Here is a 19405-nt window from a genome sequence, read left to right on the forward strand (position 1 = left end):
AAAAAATACAATAAAAAAAGCCTCCACAAATAGAGGCAGCTTTCCCTAGACAGCATTACCTGTCCCGGTTCAAAGGGTTTAAGGATAAACCTAATCTCAGCATGCGCTCCCCTGACAAGTTAATTATAGACATATAAGTTATTTATTACAAGCTAATTGAAATTTCATAAAAAAAGTAGGCAAAATGCCTACCTAAAATTATAATTTATTCAAAAACCTTTAAAATTTCTTCAATTGCTTTTTTTTCTTTTGCTTCTGCTTCTTCTTCAATTTTGCCAAAAGGCATTTCTGCAATAAGTTCCCAAGAAGCAGGAAGATTATAATCTTCTTTTACCCAAGAATCTATAACTGGATTGTAGTGTTGATTGCTTGCTCCAATATTTTCATCACGAAGGGCTTGCCATAGATTTAATTCAAGCATAGCAGCTGAATGATGACCCCAAGTTTCAAAATATTCTTTATAGGATGGAATATCTTTTTCTTGCTTTTTTATTTCATCAGTATCAATGAAAAATAGGGCAGTTCCCTTGGCGTGATAAAAACCGTGAAACTTTTCTTCTTTAATTTTGTTGTCAAAAGTTTCATTTACCTTATTCCAAAATTCCTTAGATTTTTCATCGAATAATAAAACAATTCTTGTCGTTTGAGAATTCATGTGGGAAGGAGTTACATTCATTACATCTTCCACAAGATATTTTATTTCTTCGTTGGAAAGGTCTACATCTTCTGACAAGTTGTAATAAGACCTTCTCTTTTTAATTATTTCTATATAGTTTTTCATAATTCACCTCTTGCTAAATTAATAACTTAATATGATGATACCCTAAACTAGATTATTCTAACCTGCCACCCTTGGTGTATAGATTGTAATAGTAGCCTTTTTTATCCATTAGCTCTTTATGAGAACCTCTTTCCACAATACCTTCCTTTGTCATCACAAGGATTAAATCTGCATTTTGAACAGTAGTAAGTCTATGGGCAATAGTAAGTGTTGTCCTTCCCTTTGATAATTTTTCTATAGAATCTTGAACAACAACTTCACTTTTATTGTCAAGAGCTGAAGTTGCTTCATCCAAAATTAAGATTGGAGGATTTTTTAAGAAAACCCTAGCTATAGAAATTCTTTGTTTTTGTCCTCCAGAAAGTTTAACTCCCCTTTCACCAACATAGGTGTCAAATCCATCTGGCAAGTTTTTTATAAATTCATAAGCACCAGCAAGTTTTGCAGCTTTTACAACTTCTCTATCACTAGCGCCTTCTTTTCCATAGGCAATATTATCTCTAACAGATCCAGAAAATAAATAAACATCTTGTTGGACTATTCCAATATTTTCTCTAAGAGATTTTATTTTTACATCACGAACATCAAATCCGTCCACTTTCACTGATCCCTTATCCACATCATAAAATCTTGGTATCAAATTGCAAATAGTAGTCTTACCTGCACCACTAGGTCCAACTATGGCAAGTTTTTGACCTGGAGAAATTCTAACTGAAAAATCATTTAGGACTTTTTCTTCTCCCTTACCATAAGAAAAGTCTACATGATCAAAGGAAATTTCACCTCTTAAACTTTTTATTTCAAGAGCGTCACTATTATCTTTTATGTCAGATTCTATTGCCATAATTTCTGTAAATCTTTCTATACCTGTCATTCCCTTTTGGAATTGTTCAGTAAACTCAATAATTCTTCTAACAGTGGCAATAAGAGATTGGACATACATTACATAGACAATCAAATCTTCTGGACCAATTTCTCCCTTCATTAAGAAATATCCACCAGAAATTATTAAAATGAGATACATTAGCCCGTCAAAAATCCTGTTTACCGTGTTAAATCCAGCCATAGACTTGTAATATCTCTTTTTAATGCCCAAAAATTTGTTGTTTTCTTTATTGAATTTTTCATTTTCCAAATCTTCTTTAGCAAAAGATTTTACAACTCTTATACCTAGAAGAGAGTCTTCTATACTAGAGTTTAAATTTCCTACGTGAACTCTTTGATCTTTTTGAGCTTTTCTCATTTTATTTCTAAAATGACCAGAAAAATATATCATAAGTGGAATCATAATATAAATAAGAAGAGTCATTTTTACATTGAAGTTTAGGAGAATAATAAGTGAAATAATTATCTTAATGGCTCCAATAAAATATTCTTCTGGACAGTGATGGGCAAATTCTGTTATATCAAATAAATCGTTGGTGATTCTTGACATAATAACTCCAACCTTGGTTTCATTGTAAAAAGTATCTGATAGACTTTGAAGATGGGAATACAAGTCCTTTCTCATATCAGTTTCTATTTTGGCACCCATAATGTGTCCAATACTTGTCATAAAATATTGAGCAATTACTTCCACAATTTTTATTCCTACATATATAAGTGATAATTTTAGGATAAAATCAAATGTGATGGAAAGAATGTCTTCCATACCTCTATTTGTCAAAGCTCTTAATATCAGTGGCAAGATCATTTCACTTGCAGTTGTAAGTCCTGCACACAATAAATCTAAAAAAAGAGTAAATCTATATTTATAAAAATAGGGCAAAACTTTTTTTATTAAATTTTTATTTTTCATATTTCCTCCCCTTAATCTTATTTTTTCTATTGCACTATACATAATAACACAAAAACTAAATTCTTTGGAATACTAGAAATCAAGCTTACTTGACATAAAATTTCAAACAAATTATAATTTGATAAGACTTATAAAGGAGATTTTAAATTGGAAAATAAAAGTAGCGAAAGCAGCACAGGTTCAAGAATTGCAAAGTCAACTCTTGCCATCACAGGCTTTCTTTTAATAGGAAAAATTTTCGGCTTTTTTAGAGAATCACTGACAGCCTATGTCTTTGGTGCCGGCACTGAAATGGATGCCTTTTCTCTTGCACAAGCTGCGACAGCAATGATTGCAGGTTTTGTAACACAAGCAATAGCCACAACTTATATACCTTCTGCCCAAAAAGCAGAAAGCGACCATGGACCAAGTAGAAAAAATTATTTCACAAATAACTTATTGATGGTTACATCTCTTGTTTCCTTTGTCCTAATAATTCTTGGAATTCTTTTTCCAAATCAAATTGCACTTTTAACTGCATCACAAGCTGATCCAGAAACTTACGCCATTGTAGTAAAATTAATCCAAGTTGGAATGCCAGTGGTTTTATTTTCATCTTGGGTCGGTGTAATGGAAGGCTACCTTCAACACGGTGGCAAATTTGCCGCAACAGGTGCCATTGCCATTCCACTTAATTTAACTTATATAATTTATCTTGCAATTTTCTCCCATCACGTTGGCATAATGGGACTAACAATTGCATCAGTCCTTGGAATACTTGCACAATTTTTATTTTTGCTTCCAAACGCAATGAAAATCGGTTACAGACCAAAATTGGTCGCAGACTTTAAGGACGAGTATGTTAGAGAAGCAATAGTCCTTGCCCTTCCAGTTTTCGTTTCTGTATCAGTTAATGACATAAACACAATTGTTAATAGAAACCTTGCATCGGGAATGGGCGAAGGTGCAGCCTCAATTTTATATTATTCAAACAAAATGAATACCATGATAATTGGAATTTTTATAACAGCAATAACTGCCATAGTTTTCCCTATCCTCACAAGAACTTTGGGATCAGGCGACATGAAACTTGGTAAAAAAGTTATGAATGCATCAATAAAAACTGTTTTATTTATAACAGTTCCAGCAACTGTGGGACTAATAATACTTGCAAGACCAATAATAGAAATTGCCTTTGTCCGTGGATATTTTACTGCAGCAGATGGTATTGCAGCAACATCAACACTTAGATGTTATTCTCTATCCTTAATTTCAATTTCTGTTATCAATGTTTTAAATAGAATTTACTATTCTATCGAGGATACAAAGACGCCTTTTTATGTTGGAATAACAAATGTAGCAATTAATGTTGGCCTTAATCTCTTGGTTGCAAGACATTATGGCACTAATGGACTTGCAGCATCTGTTTCCATTGCTACAACAATTGCAGTTTTTATTTCCTTTATCTTGCTGAAAAGAAAAATTGGAAATCTTGGAACAAAATCCTACATCAAAGCCTTGATTAAAACATTTATGGCTTCAATAGCAATGGGTCTTGTGGCACTTTCCTACTTCCCTTACGAAAAGCTTATAATGTCTTTGACATCAGGAGGACTTCAAACTCTATTAAGACTAATATTTTTAATGATAGTAGTATTTATTGCAGCAACAGTTTATGTATTTTTCCTTTACAAATTAGGAGTTCGCGAAGTTCGCGATGTTGTTAATATTGTTAGAGAAAAATTAGAAAATAAAAAGTTAAAAATTTAGAAAATTAATTTAAAAGACTCAAATTTGAAATGCTAATCAATTGTAAATAAAAAATTGATAGCTTCTATTTCAAATTTGAGTCTTTTTTTAAAATTTTTTAGAATTTATTTAATTAAAGTAGTTATTTACTATTTAAGTGGTATAATATAAATAAATTGGAGGTGTTATTATGGGTGGCGTAATTTTTGTTCTTGCCATTGTTGTAATCGTTTGCTTTATTTATTGGAAAAAATCACAAAATAAGAGAATTCCTGAAGGTAAAAAATCAATTGAAAAAGTCAATGAAGCTAATAATTCTAAAAGGGAAAATCTACATAAGACAAGTGATAATTCCAATGGACTTTCTAATAATGAAGATTTAGAAAGAAAAAATAAGAAGGAAGTTTATGATGCTTCAAGAAAAAAAGATCGTGGTAAGAAAAGACGTGAAAAGAAAAAATCTAATGAAATAAAATCTGAAGTTAAGGCTGAAGAAGTAAAAGAAGAAAAACTAAGGCTTATGAAAGTAAAAAAGAAACTAAGATTGAAAATCAAGATATTGATGTAAAAGTTTCTCATGAAGCCGATAAAGTTAAAGAAGATGCTCAAGCTTCAAAAGAAAATTCTGAAGACTTAGGAAAAAATCTTAAAAAAGAAAATCAAATTAAGGCTAAAGAAGTAAAAGAAGAAAAAACTAAGGCTGATGAAAGTAAAAAAGAAACTAGACTCTATAATCAAGATATTGATGTAAAAGTTTCTCATGAAGCCGATAAAGTTAAGGAAGATGCTCAAGCTTCAAAAGAAAATTCTGAAGACTTAGCTAAAGATCTTAATGAAGAAAATCAAGTTAAATCTCAAGAAGTAAAAGAAGAAAAAGTTAAGACCGAAGAAATTAAAAAAGAAAAGATATCCGAGCCAGAAGAAATTAAAAGAGAAAAAGAAAACTTAAAAATTACTAATGAAAAATATTCTGATTTAATATCTTCTCTTAAAAGTAATCCTTGGAAAAAGGAAGACTTAAATACAAAAGTTAAACTAGAAAATACTAGAACTAAAAAAACCATTTCTGAAGAAGAAATAGATAATCTTCCACTAGACAAGATAAAGTCTTCCCTAAGTCCAGAATCTGTATCAGAATTTTTAAATGCAGTTAAAACAAATCCTACAATCTTAAAGAGAAAAGATGACACAGCTTACGAATTTACAAGTAAAGATAAGGATGAAATCGAACTAATTAAAAAGAGATATAATCTTCTTGATAGAGATATTGACAAAATTACTTCTGTCCTCATTTTCGACAAGGACAATTTAAAAGTCAAAGAAGTAAAAGATATTTTAGCTGAAGGAAAAAATAGAATTTACATGGAAACAAAATTTTAGTAGAATATAAAAGTCATAGAAATATGGCTTTTATTTTTTTGCCAAAAATAAATAAAAAATTACAAAGATCCTATTTTTTACTCAAAAATTTAATAAAATTTTTGAATTTTTTTTACTTTTCTAGTTTACAATAGGTCTTGGGAGGAAAAAAATGCATAATAAAAAAAGATTAGAAGAAATAGTGAAATTCTTAAATGAAAACACTAGATTTTTAGAAACTAAAAACTTTATACAACACGGCGACACCACTGTCTATTCCCACCAAATTTCTGTGGCAAAAAAGTCAATTGAGCTAGCAGAAAAATATAATCTTGATGTGGACATGGACTCTATGATAAGGGGAGCTCTTCTTCACGATTACTTCCTCTATGATTGGCACGATGGCAAAAGAGAAAGAATGATTCACGGCTTTACCCATCCCATGAAGGCATATCTAAATGCAAAATCAGAACTAGGCCTTAATAAAATTGAGAGAGATATAATTGTAAAGCACATGTTTCCCCTAACACCGCTCCCTCCAAAATATTTGGAATCTTGGATTGTAACTTACTCTGACAAGTATGTATCCCTTGTTGAAACTCTAAGGGGAATACCTGTAAAAGTTGGACTGGTTCGCCTATGAGAAATCAAGAATTTTATTTAATATTTTTTATTTATTCTTTTATAGGTTGGTGCTGGGAGACTTTTCCTTGCTCTGCTATTGAGCTTAACAAAATTCATAACAGAGGTTTTTTACTCGGTCCTTCATGTCCTATTTATGGAATTGGAGCTAGCCTTTCCTTTGCTTTTTTAAAAAATTTTGAATCAAATCTTACAATTTTTCTGTATTCAGCTTTTTTATCTTGCCTAATTGAATATATAATTGGATATCTTTTGGAAAAGTTTTTTAACAAGAGATGGTGGGATTACAGCAACTATCCCTTCCAAATCAAGAGCAGGGTTTGCCTATATGGACTTTTGATTTTTGGTCTTGCAAATATTTTTATAGTAAAGAAATTAACACCAATACTTGTGTTTTTCTTATCCCTTGCAAGTGATAAGCTTGTAGATTACCTACTTATTTTCTTCTCACTCTTATTTATTTCAGATTTAATTTTAACTTTAAATCATCTCTTAAAGATATTTGAAAGTTTAGACAAAATTTATCTGGCAATTGACAAGAATATAAATGCTTATTTTTCTGAAATAAATGAATCCGAGAGAATTGCAAATCACAAATTATTAGAAGAATCAAAAAAATTCAAGCTAAAACTAATTGATTTAAATTCAAATCTAAAAGAAAGAGAAGAAAATATAAAAAAATTAATTACACAAAAATAAAGACCTCTTTAGTAAAAAATACTTTTTGAGGTCTTTTTCATTACATATAAATTTTTCAAAGTAAAAATTCTATCTTCTAACTGTTCCATCTGTTCCATCAATAGTTATTATATCGCCAGTTTTTATTAGCTCTGTAATGTCCTTTACTCCAACTATGGCAGTTTTATTTAAAGATATAGCAGCCACAGCTCCATTTGATGTAAAACCTGCCTCTTCTGTTACAAATCCTGAAGATTTTTCCATGTAAGGAATCATCCTTCCATCTGTTCCCTTGCAGATAATTATGTCCTTTGTCTTAAAGTTTTCTTTTAACTCTTCAAAAGTATTTGCAACCACTGCCCTCGCCTTTTTCTTCTTCTTGCCAATGGCAGTTCCTCTTCCAAGAATTTCTGAAACATTTTCTATTTTTAGAAGATTTGTAGAACCAGCAATGCCAGTTGGAACTCCTGCTGTTAAAACAACTAGATCTCCCGATTTTAAAAATCCCTTTTTAACGGCAACTTCCATAGATGCATCAATTAAATTATCTGTATCTTTAAAATTTAAAACTTTAACTGGTCTTACTCCCCAAACCAAGCTCAGTTGATTTTTAATTTTTTCAAAGGGAGTTGAAGCAATAATTGGAGTTTCAGGTCTAAATTTTGCAATTGCCCTTGAAGTGTTGCCTGAAGTTGTGGCAGTTATAATTGCATTTGCAGCTAAGTCTCTTGCGATTACACAGGCAGATCTTCCAATAGAATTGGTCATGGAATTTTCCACATCTTTAATTCTATTTTCCAAAATTTCATTGTGATCCACTGTTGATTCTGTGTATTCACAAATTTTTCTCATAGTCACCACTGCTTTTAAAGGATATTTCCCACTTGCAGTTTCTCCAGACAACATCACTGCACTTGTCCCATCAAGGACTGCATTGGCAACGTCATTTGTCTCTGCACGAGTAGGTCTTGGATTTCTTATCATGGAGTCTAACATTTGTGTAGCTGTAATTACAGTCTTGCCAGCAATATTACATTTTTTTATAATTTTCTTTTGAATTATTGGAACAGCTTCTGTTTCTATCTCAACTCCAAGATCTCCTCTTGCCACCATTATTCCATCAGAAACTTCTATTATTTCGTCAATTAATTCAACAGCCTTTTGAGATTCAATTTTGGAAATAATTTTAGTCGTGTAATCTTTTTCTTCTTCAAGAACTTTTCTTATAGCTAAAACATCTTCTCTTGATCTTATAAAAGAGGCAGCTATAAAGTCCACATCTTCTTTTATTCCAAATTTAATATCTTCAATATCTCTTTCTGTTAGGGCTGGAAGTTTTATATCAACTCCAGGTACATTAACTCCCTTGTGAGATGAAATTGTGCCAGAATTTTTCACTTCTGTTATTATTTCTTCTCCTTCAATAGATTTGACAAGAAGTTCCACAAGTCCATCGTCAATTAAAATTTTGTCCCCAATTTTTAAATCCTTGTATAGATCTTTATAGGAAACACTGGCAATTTGCTTGTTGCCAATTAAATCTTTGCTTGTCAAAATAAACTTCTGACCAATTTCTAAGAGAACTTCCCCTTCAATATCTCCAAGTCTTATTTCTGGTCCCTTGGTGTCAAGCATAATTCCAATGGGAAGATCCATTTCACGCCTAATTTTTTAATTCTGTCAATTTTTATCTTGTGTTCTTCATGACTTCCATGAGAAAAATTTAATCTGGCAACATTGACCCCTTCTTCGAAAAGAGCCCTTAAAACTTCTTCACTCTCACTTGCAGGTCCTATTGTCGCTACCATTTTTGTATTTTTCATAATTCACCTCATATAGAAACAGTTTTTAGAATATCTAATAAATCTTGTCTAAAAACTTTTTTCACTTCAAAAATTTCATCAAAAGTCATGGTCATTGCCCTTCCATCTTTAAATCCAAGAGCTAAAGAATTTCCCTTCTTAGCTTCTTTTACTGCAAGATATCCAAGTTGAGATGCCAAAATTCTATCAAAGATAGCTGGCGCACCACCCCTTTGGATATAACCGAGGACAGTTACCTTTGTGTCAATGCCCGTCAGTTCTTGAAAGTCCTTGGCAAATTCAAAGGCAGACCCACAACCTTCAGCCATGATAATTATGTGATGTCTTTTGCCACGATTTTTTCCCATAATTGCCTTTTCTGCAATTTCATTTATATTTGTTTCGATTTCTGGAACAATTATTGACTCTGCACCAGAAGAAACTCCTGCATAAAGGGCAATATCGCCGCACTCACGACCCATTACTTCCACAACATTTGCACGACCATGAGCTTCAGTTGTATCTCTTATATGACTTATAGCTTCTGTGACAGTTTCAACAGCTGTCATAAATCCAATAGTAAAATCTGTATAGGCAAGATCATTATCTATGGAGCAAGGAATCCCAATTACATTTATTCCACAATCCTTTAATTTTTTTGCACCCCTTAGGCTTCCATCTCCTCCAAGGACAATTAGTGCATCAATTTCAAAAATTTTTAGAGAATTTATTGCCTTTTCAAGTCCCTCTTCTGTCATAAATCTATCTGATCTTGAAGTTGATAAAATTGTTCCTCCTCTTTGGATAATATCAGCGACAGATGAAACTTCTAATTTTTCAAATTTTGCATCAATAAGCCCTTCATAGCCACCACTTATTCCATAAACCTCTATCCCTTCAAATATGCAAGTTCTAGTAACTGCTCTTATTGTGGCATTCATGCCAGGAGCATCTCCGCCACTTGTTAAAATTGCAACTCTCATATCCACCTACTTTAAAATAATTTTTTCTCTAGTTTTTGTAAATTCTATTAATTCATTTTGTATTTCATCAAAGGACTTGTCGTCAATCCAAAGATTTGATTCTGTGCCAAAGGCTCTCCTAGTTTCCTCTTCAAAAAATACAACAGGAGTGTTGCCTTCATAGTCCCTTAAAATTCTCTTTATCTTATTTACATTTTCACTTTTCATGGAATTAACTGAAATATATAATTTATTTTTTGTTGGCATCTTCAATCTTGAAATTGTATCCACTAAAATTTTAGGTTCTTCAACTTCAGACTCTTGGAAGTGGCCTTCTACTATAACTATATTTTCATCTTCAATTAAGTCCTTATATCTGGAATAAACATTTGGAAAAATAACAAGTTCAATTGTGCCAAATAAATCTTCTAGAGCTGCAAATGCCATCATTTTATTTGTCTTTGTTATCATTGTCTTCTTGGATTTTAAAATTCCTGCAACTCTTACCCTAGACCTTCTCAAAAGATTTTCCCTATATTTTTCAAAAATTTGATTTGTATTAATGCTTGAATTTTTTTCAATTGCTTCTCTATAAGGATCAAGAGGATGTCCAGATATATACATTCCTATAACTTCTTTTTCCATGTCTAATTTATCTTTTTGTGGGAAATCACGAAGCCTTGGCAAATCTTCTTGAAGGTCTTGATCTTCAAAAAGAGAAAATTGTCCCATCACATTATTTTTTGCAGTATTGGATGAAGATGATAAAATTCCTTCATAAATTGCCAGGTATTGAGCTCTATTTCCCCTAAAATCATCCATAGCACCACATCTTATTAAGGATTCCACAGCTCTTTTATTTATAGCAGACTTATCAATGGCATTAATCCTATCAACAAAATCTTTTAAAGATTTATAGGTTCCCTTTTCTCTTCCCTTAACAATGACATCGATTAAGTTGTCCCCAACATTTTTAACTGCCTTTAAACCAAATCTTATTTTTTTATCTTCAACAGTGAAGTTTTTAAAAGAATAATTAATATTTGGTGGCAAAATTTCTATTCCAAGTCTTTTTATCTCCTCAATATAAAGGCTAACTTGCTTAATGTCATTTGTATAAGTGGAAATCTGTGCTGCCATAAATTCTCTTGGATAATAATATTTTAACCAAGCTGTCCTATAAGCAACTACTGAATAAGCAACAGAGTGGGATTTGTTAAAGGCATAATCTGCAAAATCTATTATCAAATCATAAATTTCATTGGCAGACTTTTCGTCAACTCCATTTGCAATAGCTCCACAAACTCCTTCAGCTGCATTTCCATAAATGAAATTCTGCCTTTCTTCTTCCATTACCTTCATTTTTTTCTTTGATATGGCACGTCTTACTATGTCCGCCCTGCCAAGAGAGTAACCACCAATTTGTTGAACAATTTGCATAACTTGTTCTTGGTAGACTATACAACCATAAGTAGATTTAAGTATTGGTTCAAGTTTTGGATGAATGTAAGAAATTTTACTTTTGTCGTGTTTTGAAGCTACAAATTTTGGAATTTGCTTCATTGGGCCCGGTCTAAAGAGGGCGTTGGCTGCAACAAGATCTGAAAATTCATCTGGTTTTAATTCCTTTAAAAAGGCCCTCATGCCAGAAGATTCAAATTGAAAAACTCCAAGAGTTTCTGATCTTGCAAACATCTTTAAAACGTCTTTATCATCGTAATTAAAATTGTCAAAATTTATAATTTTGCCTTGATTTTCTTTAATTAAATTTATGGCATCTCTTATGACTGTAAGAGTTCTAAGTCCCAAAAAATCCATTTTAAGTAGGCCCAACTCTTCAAGTTCAATCATATTAAATTGAGTGGCAATAATTTTATCATTCCTAGTAAGTGGAACATATTCTGTAAGTTCGTCCTTAGAAATAACTACTCCAGCAGCGTGCGTTGAAGTGTGTCTTGGAAGACCTTCAAGCTTTAGAGCCATGTCAATTAAAAGTTTTGAGTCCTCTTCACTTTCATAAATTCCCCTAAAAGTTTCAGAAACTTCTAGAGCTTTTTCAAGAGTCATATTTAGAGCTTGTGGCACTTGTTTTGCAATATAATCAACTTTTGCATAGGACATATCAAGAGCACGACCCACATCTCTTATGGCATTTCGAGCAGCCATAGTTCCAAAGGTAACAATTTGTGCAACGTGAGAATCTCCATATTTTCTATTTACATATTCTATTACTTCTTCACGTCTTTCATAGCAAAAATCTATATCAATATCGGGCATAGAAACTCTCTCTGGATTTAAAAATCTTTCAAAAAGAAGATCAAATTCAAGAGGATCAACATCAGTTATGCCAAGACAATAGGAAAATAAAGATCCAGCAGCAGAGCCCCTTCCAGGTCCAACTTGAATCTCATGTTTTCTTGCATATCTTATAAAATCCCATACTATTAAAAAGTAATCCACATAGCCCATATTTTTTATGGTATTAAATTCAAATTCAAATCTATTTTTTATTTCATCACTTACATTTTCATAGCGGCTATACATTCCATCTATGGCAAGTTTTTTTAGGATTCTTCGTGAGTATATCCTTCTGGAACAGTGAATTCTGGCAAATGAAGATCGTGAAAAGTTATTTCCACATTACATCTTTTGGCAATTTTTACTGTGTTTTCTAAAGCTTCTTTATTTTCTGGAAAAAGAGCTGCCATTTCATCTGGCGATTTTAAATAAAATTCATCAGATGGGAATTTCATCCTAGATTCATCATTTACAGTCTTGCCTGTTTGGATTGAGAGAAGTACGTCGTGACTTTTTGCGTCTTCCTTATTTAAATAGTGCACATCATTTGAAGCAGTAAGATCTATGGATAATTCCTCTGAAAGTAAAACTAATTCACGATTAACTCTAGCTTGCTCAGGCATACCGTGATCCTGAAGTTCCAAATAAAAATTATCTTCTCCAAAAATTTCTTTATATTCAAGAGCAGCAGCCTTTGCAGCTTCAATATCTCTATTTAAAATTAAATTTTGAACCTCGCCTCCAAGACAGGCAGAAGTTGCAATTACACCCTTTGAATATTTTCTCAAAACATCCTTATCGACTCTTGGCTTATAATAATAACCATCCACATATCCAATGGAAACTATTTTCATAATATTTTTAAAGCCCTCATTATTTTCTGCTAGGAGAATGAGGTGGTATCTCTTATTGGACTTGTCCTTTATTGACATATCCTTTTCAGAAATATAAACCTCACAGCCAAGTATTGGTTTTATTCCAATATCCTTGCAAGCCTTATAAAATGCAATAGCCCCATACATATTTCCATGGTCTGTAAGAGCGACAGCCTCCATGCCAAGTTCTTTAACTCTTTGTGGCAAAAGATTTATTCTTGTAGATCCATCTAAAAGAGAATATTCACTGTGCAAATGTAGGTGGACAAAATTATTCATACAATCATCCTTAATTTATAAAAAGTTTTTAACTCTATATTTTAAAAAACAAAATTCTATTACTAATCTTTAATATATTTTATCAAAGCCCATGGACAAATAAAAGGACATGAAAAAAGAGTTTTGACTAAGCAAAACTCCAATAAATAACATTTTATTTAAATTATAGATTAATAAATTCTTTTTCAACTAATCTGGCAAGTCTTTCCACAGCTTCTTCTTCATCTACCCCATCAGCTTCAATGGAAATTTCTTCGCCTATAAAAGCTCCCAGTGACATTATACCAATAATAGATTTACCATTTACCTTGTCATCGTGAGCTTCAAGATTTATATCAGAAGCAAATTTATTAGCTTCTCTTACAAAAAGTGCAGCGGCTCTAGCATGTAGTCCGTCAGCATTATTAAGCACAACTTTTTTACTTATCATTTCATACACCCCTCAACTTGTTAGCAATTTTCCTAAGTTTTTTAAATCTATAATTAACAGTGGATTTTGAAACCTTTGGATCTAGAGAGTTTGCAATATCATTTAAACTCATAGACCTATTTTCTAGTCTAATCCTAGCAATAGATTTCAAATCATCATCCAAGTTTTCTATCCCTATCTCCCTATCGATGAGCTTAATATCTTCCACTTGATCGTAAGATGACTTAACTGTTTTATTTAAGTTAGCCGTCTCACAATTTACAATTCTGTTTACATTATTTCTCATATCTTTTATAACTCTTATATTTTCGTACTTCAAAACAGAGTTATAGGCACCAATAAGAGATAGAAAATCAGAAATTTGTTCTGAATCTTTAATGTAAACTATGTATTTTTCCTTTCTCATAATAAGCTTGGAATTGAGACCAAATTCATTAATTGTCTCCATCAAAAAATTTGCATTGGATTCGTTTTCAGAAACAAATTCTAAATGATATCCTTTTTGTGGATCTGTAATAGAACCTGAACCCATAAAGGCACCACGTATGTAGGCCTTTTTCTCATTCTTACTTTTTATGAGTAAAGTAGGTGCATAATTTATCATAAATACGCTTGCACCCTTTATATATTTTAACTCATCAAGTAGTAACCTGCAAGACTCATCTTGAGATATATAGATAATAAATATATTTTTTTTAAGTTGCGTGGACTTTACATTTTTTACTTCAACATCAAATCCAAAATATCTTCTTAAAAATGTAAAAATTCTTCTCGCCACAGGAGCATTTTCAGTAATGTACTCCATGGAAATTTTATTATTTTTAAAATTTAAAATCCCACACATGGGTGTGATTCCTGCAAGTTCAGACAAAATTAATTTATAATCAGAAACTTTTATCTTTGCAACTTCATCCTTAACCTCAGATGAAAAACTCATTTCTTCACCCCATTACCAATAAGTTTACTTTATTATACCAGAATTTACTATAATTTGTTTATTTAATTAGATATTTATCTAATATAGGAAATTTATTTTACATAAATCTCAAATTACAAAAATATAAACCTGTGAGCTAAGAGAAGGAGCTAAATTATTTTGCCCTTAACTCTTTTATCACAGGCTTAAAATCTACTTTAAATTATTTTGTTTCTTTTTTATCTTCTACTTTTGTATTTTTATCTGCATTAGCTTTTTTTGCATTTTTGTTATTTTCTGCAGCCTTAGTATTTGATTCTTTAACTTCTTGACCTTCTTTTTCTACTTTACCAAAATTTTGGTATTCTTCTGGAAGTTCAACATCTTTTGAAGTGTCAACGTAAGTTTTTATTTTTGCATCTTTCTTAACTTTGTCAAGATAGTCTTTGAATTTTTCTTGTTGTAGTTCAGCCTTAATTTGATCTTTTATTGCATCAAATTCTAGAGGAGTTTTTTCATCAAGTTTAATTACGTGATATCCAAATTGTGTGTTAACTGGTTCAGAAATGTCTCCTGCCTTCATCTTAGCAACTTCTTGATCAAAAGCTTCTACCATTTGACCAGATGTAAATTCTCCAAGAGAACCACCATTTTGTGCACTTCCTGTATCTTTAGAATTTTCTTTTGCAAGTTTAGCAAAATCTTCGCCCTTTAAAGCTTTCTTTCTCAATACATTAGCTTCTTTTAAATCAGATACTAAAATGTGAGATGCTTTAGCCTTGTAGTAGCTATCTTTATTGTCTTCGTAATGCTTTTTAACTTCTTCTTCTGTTGGTTCAAGATCTTTTAATTTTTCTTGAGTATATTTTCCAACAAGCATTTGATTTTTCATATTTTCAGTTACATATTCCTTTGGAAGACCATTTTCTTCTAAGAATTTGTTGAAGTTTTCTTCTCCACCAAGTTGCATTTGAATTTCTTCAATCTTTTTATTTACTTCTTCATCAGTAACTGTGATTTTAGACTTTTCTGCATCTTGTTTTAAAGCTTCAGTTGTTGTCAAATCATTTATTGCTTGTTCTCTTAGAAGTTCTTCAGTTGTTTTTTTGCCGTCTTCTTGATTTTTAAGAACATCTTCACCATACATTGAAGTTAGTTGATTTACTCTTGCTGCATAAGATTTATAATAATCTTCCATTGGTATGTCAACTCCACCAACTGTTGCAGCTACTCCTTCTTTTTTTCCATTACAAGCAACTAGTGTCCCAGCTAGGGCAATAGCTACTGCTAATTTACCAAATTTTTTAAATTTCATAATTCTCTCCTTATTCTAATTTATTTTTCTCATATAATAATTCCATTATACACTACTTTTTGGAAGTTTTTGTGTCCTTTTTGTGTAAATACAAAATAGTAACTAGTTTTTTCAACTCATCTAGAGGATATTTTAACTTTGTAAGAACAATTTCATTGTCTTCTCCCATGGAATAAGAAATATTTTCAAATTCATTATTTAATTCCATTATGGCATTAAGAGAAACTTCTCCCAGAACTTTAATTCTGTATTCTCCCTTTCTCTCAACAATTGATGACACTTTAGCCTTTTGTGCCTTGTTCTTTAAAAGGGCAATATCCATTAGATTAGAAACTTCATCAGGAAAATCTGAGAACCTGTCAATTAATTCTTCTACAAGATCAGAATAATCTTCTTCGCTTGAAATTACAGAAATCTTTTTATAAATTTCAAGTCTTGTCTTGTCATCTCCTATATAATCTTTTGGTATAAAGGAATCTAATTTTAAATCAATTGTTGTGTCAATTTCTTCTTCCACTTCTATTCCCTTTAGTTTCATGACAGCATCTTTTAGATATTTCATATACAAGTCATAACCAATTTTTTCAATATGACCTGACTGTCTTGAACCAAGTATAGAACCAGACCCTCTTATTTCAAGATCTCTTTCTGCAATTTTGTGACCTGAACCAAACTCTGTGAATTCTTTTATTGCTTGAAGTCTTTTTTGAGCAACTTCAGAAATTGACGTTGACCTGTCATAGGTGAAATAAGCGTAGGCAATTCTTGAGGACCTTCCTATCCTTCCACGAAGCTGATAAAGTTGTGAAAGACCAAGTCTATTTGAATCTGTTATTATCATTGTGTTTGCATTAGGTACATCCATTCCAGTTTCAATAATCGTTGAACAAACTAAGACGTCTATATTTCCCTCTATAAATTCAATCATAGTGTCTTCTAGAGCTTTTTCAGTCATTTGTCCATTTGCCATTGAAAAACTTGCTTCTGGCACAAGTTTTCTAAGTTCCAAAAGTTTATTTTCCATATTGGAAACCTTGTTATAGAGGAAGTAAACTTGTCCGCCTCTCTCAATTTCTTTTAAAATTGCCTCACGAACCATTAAATTGTTGTATTCCAAGACATAAGTTTCAACGGGAAATCTCTCTTCAGGAGGCTCGTCTATTACTGACATATCTCTTATGCCAATCATTGACATTTGTAAAGTTCTTGGGATTGGCGTTGCTGTTAGAGTTAATGTATCTACATTTTCCTTTAACATCCTAAGTTTTTCCTTGTGGCGAACTCCAAATCTTTGCTCTTCATCTATAATTAAAAGTCCCAAGTCCTTAAATTTTACGTCCTTTGAAAGTAGTCTATGAGTCCCAACAATTATGTCAATATTTCCATCTTTTAGACCTTCTAGATCCATTTTTTGGTCCTTCTTGCTTCTGAATCTAGATAAAAGTCCTACACCAACTGGGAAATTTTTAAATCTTTCTTTTATTGTATTGTAATGTTGTTGGGCAAGAATTGTTGTTGGAACTAAAATCGCAACTTGCTTTCCATCAAGAATTGCCTTAAAGGCAGCACGAAGAGCAACTTCTGTCTTTCCATAACCAACATCGGCACATAAAAGTCTATCCATTGGAGATGGTTTTTCCATGTCTTCTTTTATTTCTTCAGCAGACTTCAATTGTCCTGAAGTTTCTTCATAAATAAAAGCGTCTTCAAATTCCCTTTGATATTGAGTGTCCTCGCTAAAGGCAAAGCCCTTTGTATTTTCACGAGTTGCATAAAGTTTTATTAGCTCATCTGCCATATCGTCAATAGATTTTTTTGCTCGAGCCTTTTTCTTTTTCCAGTCAAGAGAATTTAATTTATTTACCTTTGGAGCTCTCTTACCTTCTTGAACATATTTGTAAATTGAATCCAAAGCCTCAATAGGAAGAAATAGTTTATCTTCTCCACCATATTCTATTACAATGTAATCCTTTTTGGATTCCAGAAACTTCAAGTCTTGTTGTTCCAACATATTTTCCAACTCCATGAGCTTCATGGACAACATAATCCCCAATTTTTAAATCTTCAAAATTCAAAGACTTTTTCTTAGAAGTTTTTTTCTTTTTCTTCTTTTTAGAAAAAGATCCATAAATCTCAGAATAATTTATAAAAACTGTCTTCGAATCAGAAAATTCAATTCCATCATTTAAGGCTCCAGTAGTCACTACAATATTCGAAGAAATTTTTTCATTTTTAGTGTTTTTTGCCAAGTGTGGAGAATATCCAAGTTCCACTAAGTGATCAAATAATCTCTTTGATCTTTTTTCCGTTGCACCAAGAAGAATAACTTTAAAATTATTTTTTCCATAATAATCTAAATCTTCTTTAAATAATTTTATCTTGGACATATAATTTGTGACACTTTTTACCTTGATGTTCACAATATCTTGTGGCTTAAACATTTTAGGCGGTTTTAAAAGAGCATTAAAAGTTATTAAAGTCTTTTCATTTAGCCTGTCGACTATGTCCTTATAATTATAAAAAGTATTTTCGTGTGCTTTTGTAACTTCTCCATTTTCTATTAATATAGAAATTTTTTCTCCATTTGCAAGTTCAATTTCATCTTCTCTTTCAAGAATCCTAGTAGGCTCTTCAATTAAAAATAAAAAATCATCTAAGTAGTCCAAGAAAGATCCTACTTCATCTTCATCAATATAAGGAAGGATTAAATCTTTATTTAAAATAGCTTCCTTATTTTCAAGTCTATCCACATATCTAAGGAATTTTTCATTAAGCCTATCCTTTTCCTTGCCAACTAATTTTGTCTTGGAAATATCTTTTTTTATTCTCTCTGCAATTTTTCCCTTGTCCCCACTCTTTAAAATTAAATCTTCTATGGGATAGATTAAAATTTCATCCATCTTTTCTACGGATCTTTGACTTTCTATTTCAAAGGACCTAATAGAGTCAACCTCATCATCAAAGAGTTCTATTCTGTAATTTGCATCTTGTGTTCCAATATCAATTATCGAACCCCTAATAGAAAATTGACCAAGACCTTCAACACTTGGAAATCTTTCGTAACCCATATCTAAAAGTTTATTTGGAAGATCTTCAAGAGATAAAACTTGTCCTTCTCTTATACTTATCTTGTAGCTTGAAAAAATTTCTGGCTTAGATATTTTTGCTGTTAGAGCATTTAAAGTTGTAACAACAATATTTGCCCTTCCGCTTGAAATTTCTGCCATAGCTTCAAGTCTTTTTTTTGTATTTTCTTTTGATTTTGAATCCCTATCATAGAAGAATACATCTTTTTCTGGATAATATACACAGTTTTCATCAGAAATACTTTCTATATCCTCATAAGCCTTTCTAGCAGTCATCCTGTTTTGTGAAATAAGACAAACTTTTTTCCCTTCATCACAAAATGCAGGCGCAAAAAGAGAGAGCACTGCCTCCTCTGAACCAAAGACTGCAGTGTTCCTTGAATTTTTTATTGATTTATCTACTTCTTTAAAAGATTTTAGATTTTTTACACTATTGATTAAAAAATTCAATTTTCA

General features: G+C 31.6%; 10 protein-coding genes and 3 pseudogenes. 4 read left to right on the forward strand and 9 right to left on the reverse strand.

Translation table 11 applies throughout. The features are described from left to right. Window positions 1-205: 205 nt before the first annotated feature. Together HGPT_RS04195 and HGPT_RS04200 are read right to left on the reverse strand one after the other, a co-directional pair. A complete protein-coding gene (locus HGPT_RS04195; RefSeq protein ID WP_019138613.1) occupies window positions 206-781 on the reverse strand; it encodes a nitroreductase family protein in 576 nt (191 codons plus the stop codon). Between the two features lie 52 nt (window positions 782-833). Beyond that, window positions 834-2579 carry an ABC transporter ATP-binding protein gene (locus HGPT_RS04200; RefSeq protein WP_019138614.1) on the reverse strand — a complete coding sequence of 582 codons (1746 nt, stop codon included), beginning with the start codon at window positions 2577-2579 and terminating at the stop codon, window positions 834-836. A gap of 147 nt (window positions 2580-2726) precedes the next feature. Between HGPT_RS04200 and murJ the strand changes: the two genes are divergently transcribed. From murJ to HGPT_RS04225, 4 genes are all read left to right on the forward strand, one after another. After that, window positions 2727-4328 (forward strand): murein biosynthesis integral membrane protein MurJ, encoded by a 1602-nt coding sequence (murJ, locus tag HGPT_RS04205; protein ID WP_019138615.1) that lies wholly within the window; start codon window positions 2727-2729, stop codon window positions 4326-4328. Between the two features lie 169 nt (window positions 4329-4497). Beyond that, window positions 4498-4875 carry a hypothetical protein gene (locus HGPT_RS04210; protein WP_019138616.1) on the forward strand — a complete coding sequence of 126 codons (378 nt, stop codon included), beginning with the start codon at window positions 4498-4500 and terminating at the stop codon, window positions 4873-4875. A gap of 963 nt (window positions 4876-5838) precedes the next feature. Next, on the forward strand, window positions 5839-6309 hold the full coding sequence (locus HGPT_RS04220) for an HD domain-containing protein (RefSeq protein WP_019138618.1): 471 nt from the start codon (window positions 5839-5841) through the stop codon (window positions 6307-6309). Then, window positions 6306-7007 carry a putative ABC transporter permease gene (locus tag HGPT_RS04225; protein ID WP_019138619.1) on the forward strand — a complete coding sequence of 234 codons (702 nt, stop codon included), beginning with the start codon at window positions 6306-6308 and terminating at the stop codon, window positions 7005-7007. Before HGPT_RS04220 ends, HGPT_RS04225 begins: the two co-directional genes overlap by 4 nt. Window positions 7008-7076: 69 nt before the next feature. On the opposite strand, the pseudogene pyk reads toward HGPT_RS04225, so the two are convergent. The 7 genes and pseudogenes from pyk to mfd form a co-directional block, all read right to left on the reverse strand. After that, window positions 7077-8809 (reverse strand): annotated as a pseudogene (gene pyk / locus HGPT_RS04230) (pyruvate kinase). Between the two features lie 8 nt (window positions 8810-8817). Further along, complete coding sequence (locus HGPT_RS04235; RefSeq protein ID WP_019138620.1) at window positions 8818-9771, reverse strand: ATP-dependent 6-phosphofructokinase; 954 nt, start codon at window positions 9769-9771, stop codon at window positions 8818-8820. A 6-nt stretch (window positions 9772-9777) separates the two neighbouring features. Further along, window positions 9778-13202: pseudogene (locus HGPT_RS04240) on the reverse strand (DNA polymerase III subunit alpha). Between the two features lie 163 nt (window positions 13203-13365). Beyond that, window positions 13366-13632 carry an HPr family phosphocarrier protein gene (locus HGPT_RS04245; protein ID WP_019138621.1) on the reverse strand — a complete coding sequence of 89 codons (267 nt, stop codon included), beginning with the start codon at window positions 13630-13632 and terminating at the stop codon, window positions 13366-13368. A gap of 1 nt (window position 13633) precedes the next feature. Continuing rightward, the gene (gene whiA, locus HGPT_RS04250) at window positions 13634-14569 is read right to left on the reverse strand and encodes a DNA-binding protein WhiA (RefSeq protein ID WP_019138622.1); all 936 of its coding nucleotides are present in this window, start codon (window positions 14567-14569) and stop codon (window positions 13634-13636) included. Window positions 14570-14771: 202 nt separating this feature from the next. Then, window positions 14772-15863 carry a peptidylprolyl isomerase gene (locus HGPT_RS04255; RefSeq protein ID WP_019138623.1) on the reverse strand — a complete coding sequence of 364 codons (1092 nt, stop codon included), beginning with the start codon at window positions 15861-15863 and terminating at the stop codon, window positions 14772-14774. A 52-nt stretch (window positions 15864-15915) separates the two neighbouring features. Beyond that, window positions 15916-19399, reverse strand: a pseudogene (mfd, locus tag HGPT_RS10605) (transcription-repair coupling factor). Window positions 19400-19405 lie beyond the last annotated feature (6 nt).

The organism is Peptoniphilus timonensis JC401, assembly GCF_000312025.1.
GTDB classification, from domain to species: Bacteria; Bacillota; Clostridia; order Tissierellales; family Peptoniphilaceae; genus Peptoniphilus_A; species Peptoniphilus_A timonensis.

Bases quoted from the DNA above. Each gene is read 5' to 3' on its own strand.
- HGPT_RS04220 (WP_019138618.1), top strand. From the start codon at position 5,839: ATGCATAATAAAAAAAGATTAGAAGAAATAGTGAAATTCTTAAATGAA.
- HGPT_RS04195 (WP_019138613.1), bottom strand. From the start codon at position 781: ATGAAAAACTATATAGAAATAATTAAAAAGAGAAGGTCTTATTACAAC.
- HGPT_RS04200 (WP_019138614.1), bottom strand. From the start codon at position 2,579: ATGAAAAATAAAAATTTAATAAAAAAAGTTTTGCCCTATTTTTATAAA.
- HGPT_RS04255 (WP_019138623.1), bottom strand. From the start codon at position 15,863: ATGAAATTTAAAAAATTTGGTAAATTAGCAGTAGCTATTGCCCTAGCT.
- HGPT_RS04210 (WP_019138616.1), top strand. From the start codon at position 4,498: ATGGGTGGCGTAATTTTTGTTCTTGCCATTGTTGTAATCGTTTGCTTT.
- HGPT_RS04225 (WP_019138619.1), top strand. From the start codon at position 6,306: ATGAGAAATCAAGAATTTTATTTAATATTTTTTATTTATTCTTTTATA.
- whiA (WP_019138622.1), bottom strand. From the start codon at position 14,569: ATGAGTTTTTCATCTGAGGTTAAGGATGAAGTTGCAAAGATAAAAGTT.
- HGPT_RS04245 (WP_019138621.1), bottom strand. From the start codon at position 13,632: ATGATAAGTAAAAAAGTTGTGCTTAATAATGCTGACGGACTACATGCT.
- HGPT_RS04235 (WP_019138620.1), bottom strand. From the start codon at position 9,771: ATGAGAGTTGCAATTTTAACAAGTGGCGGAGATGCTCCTGGCATGAAT.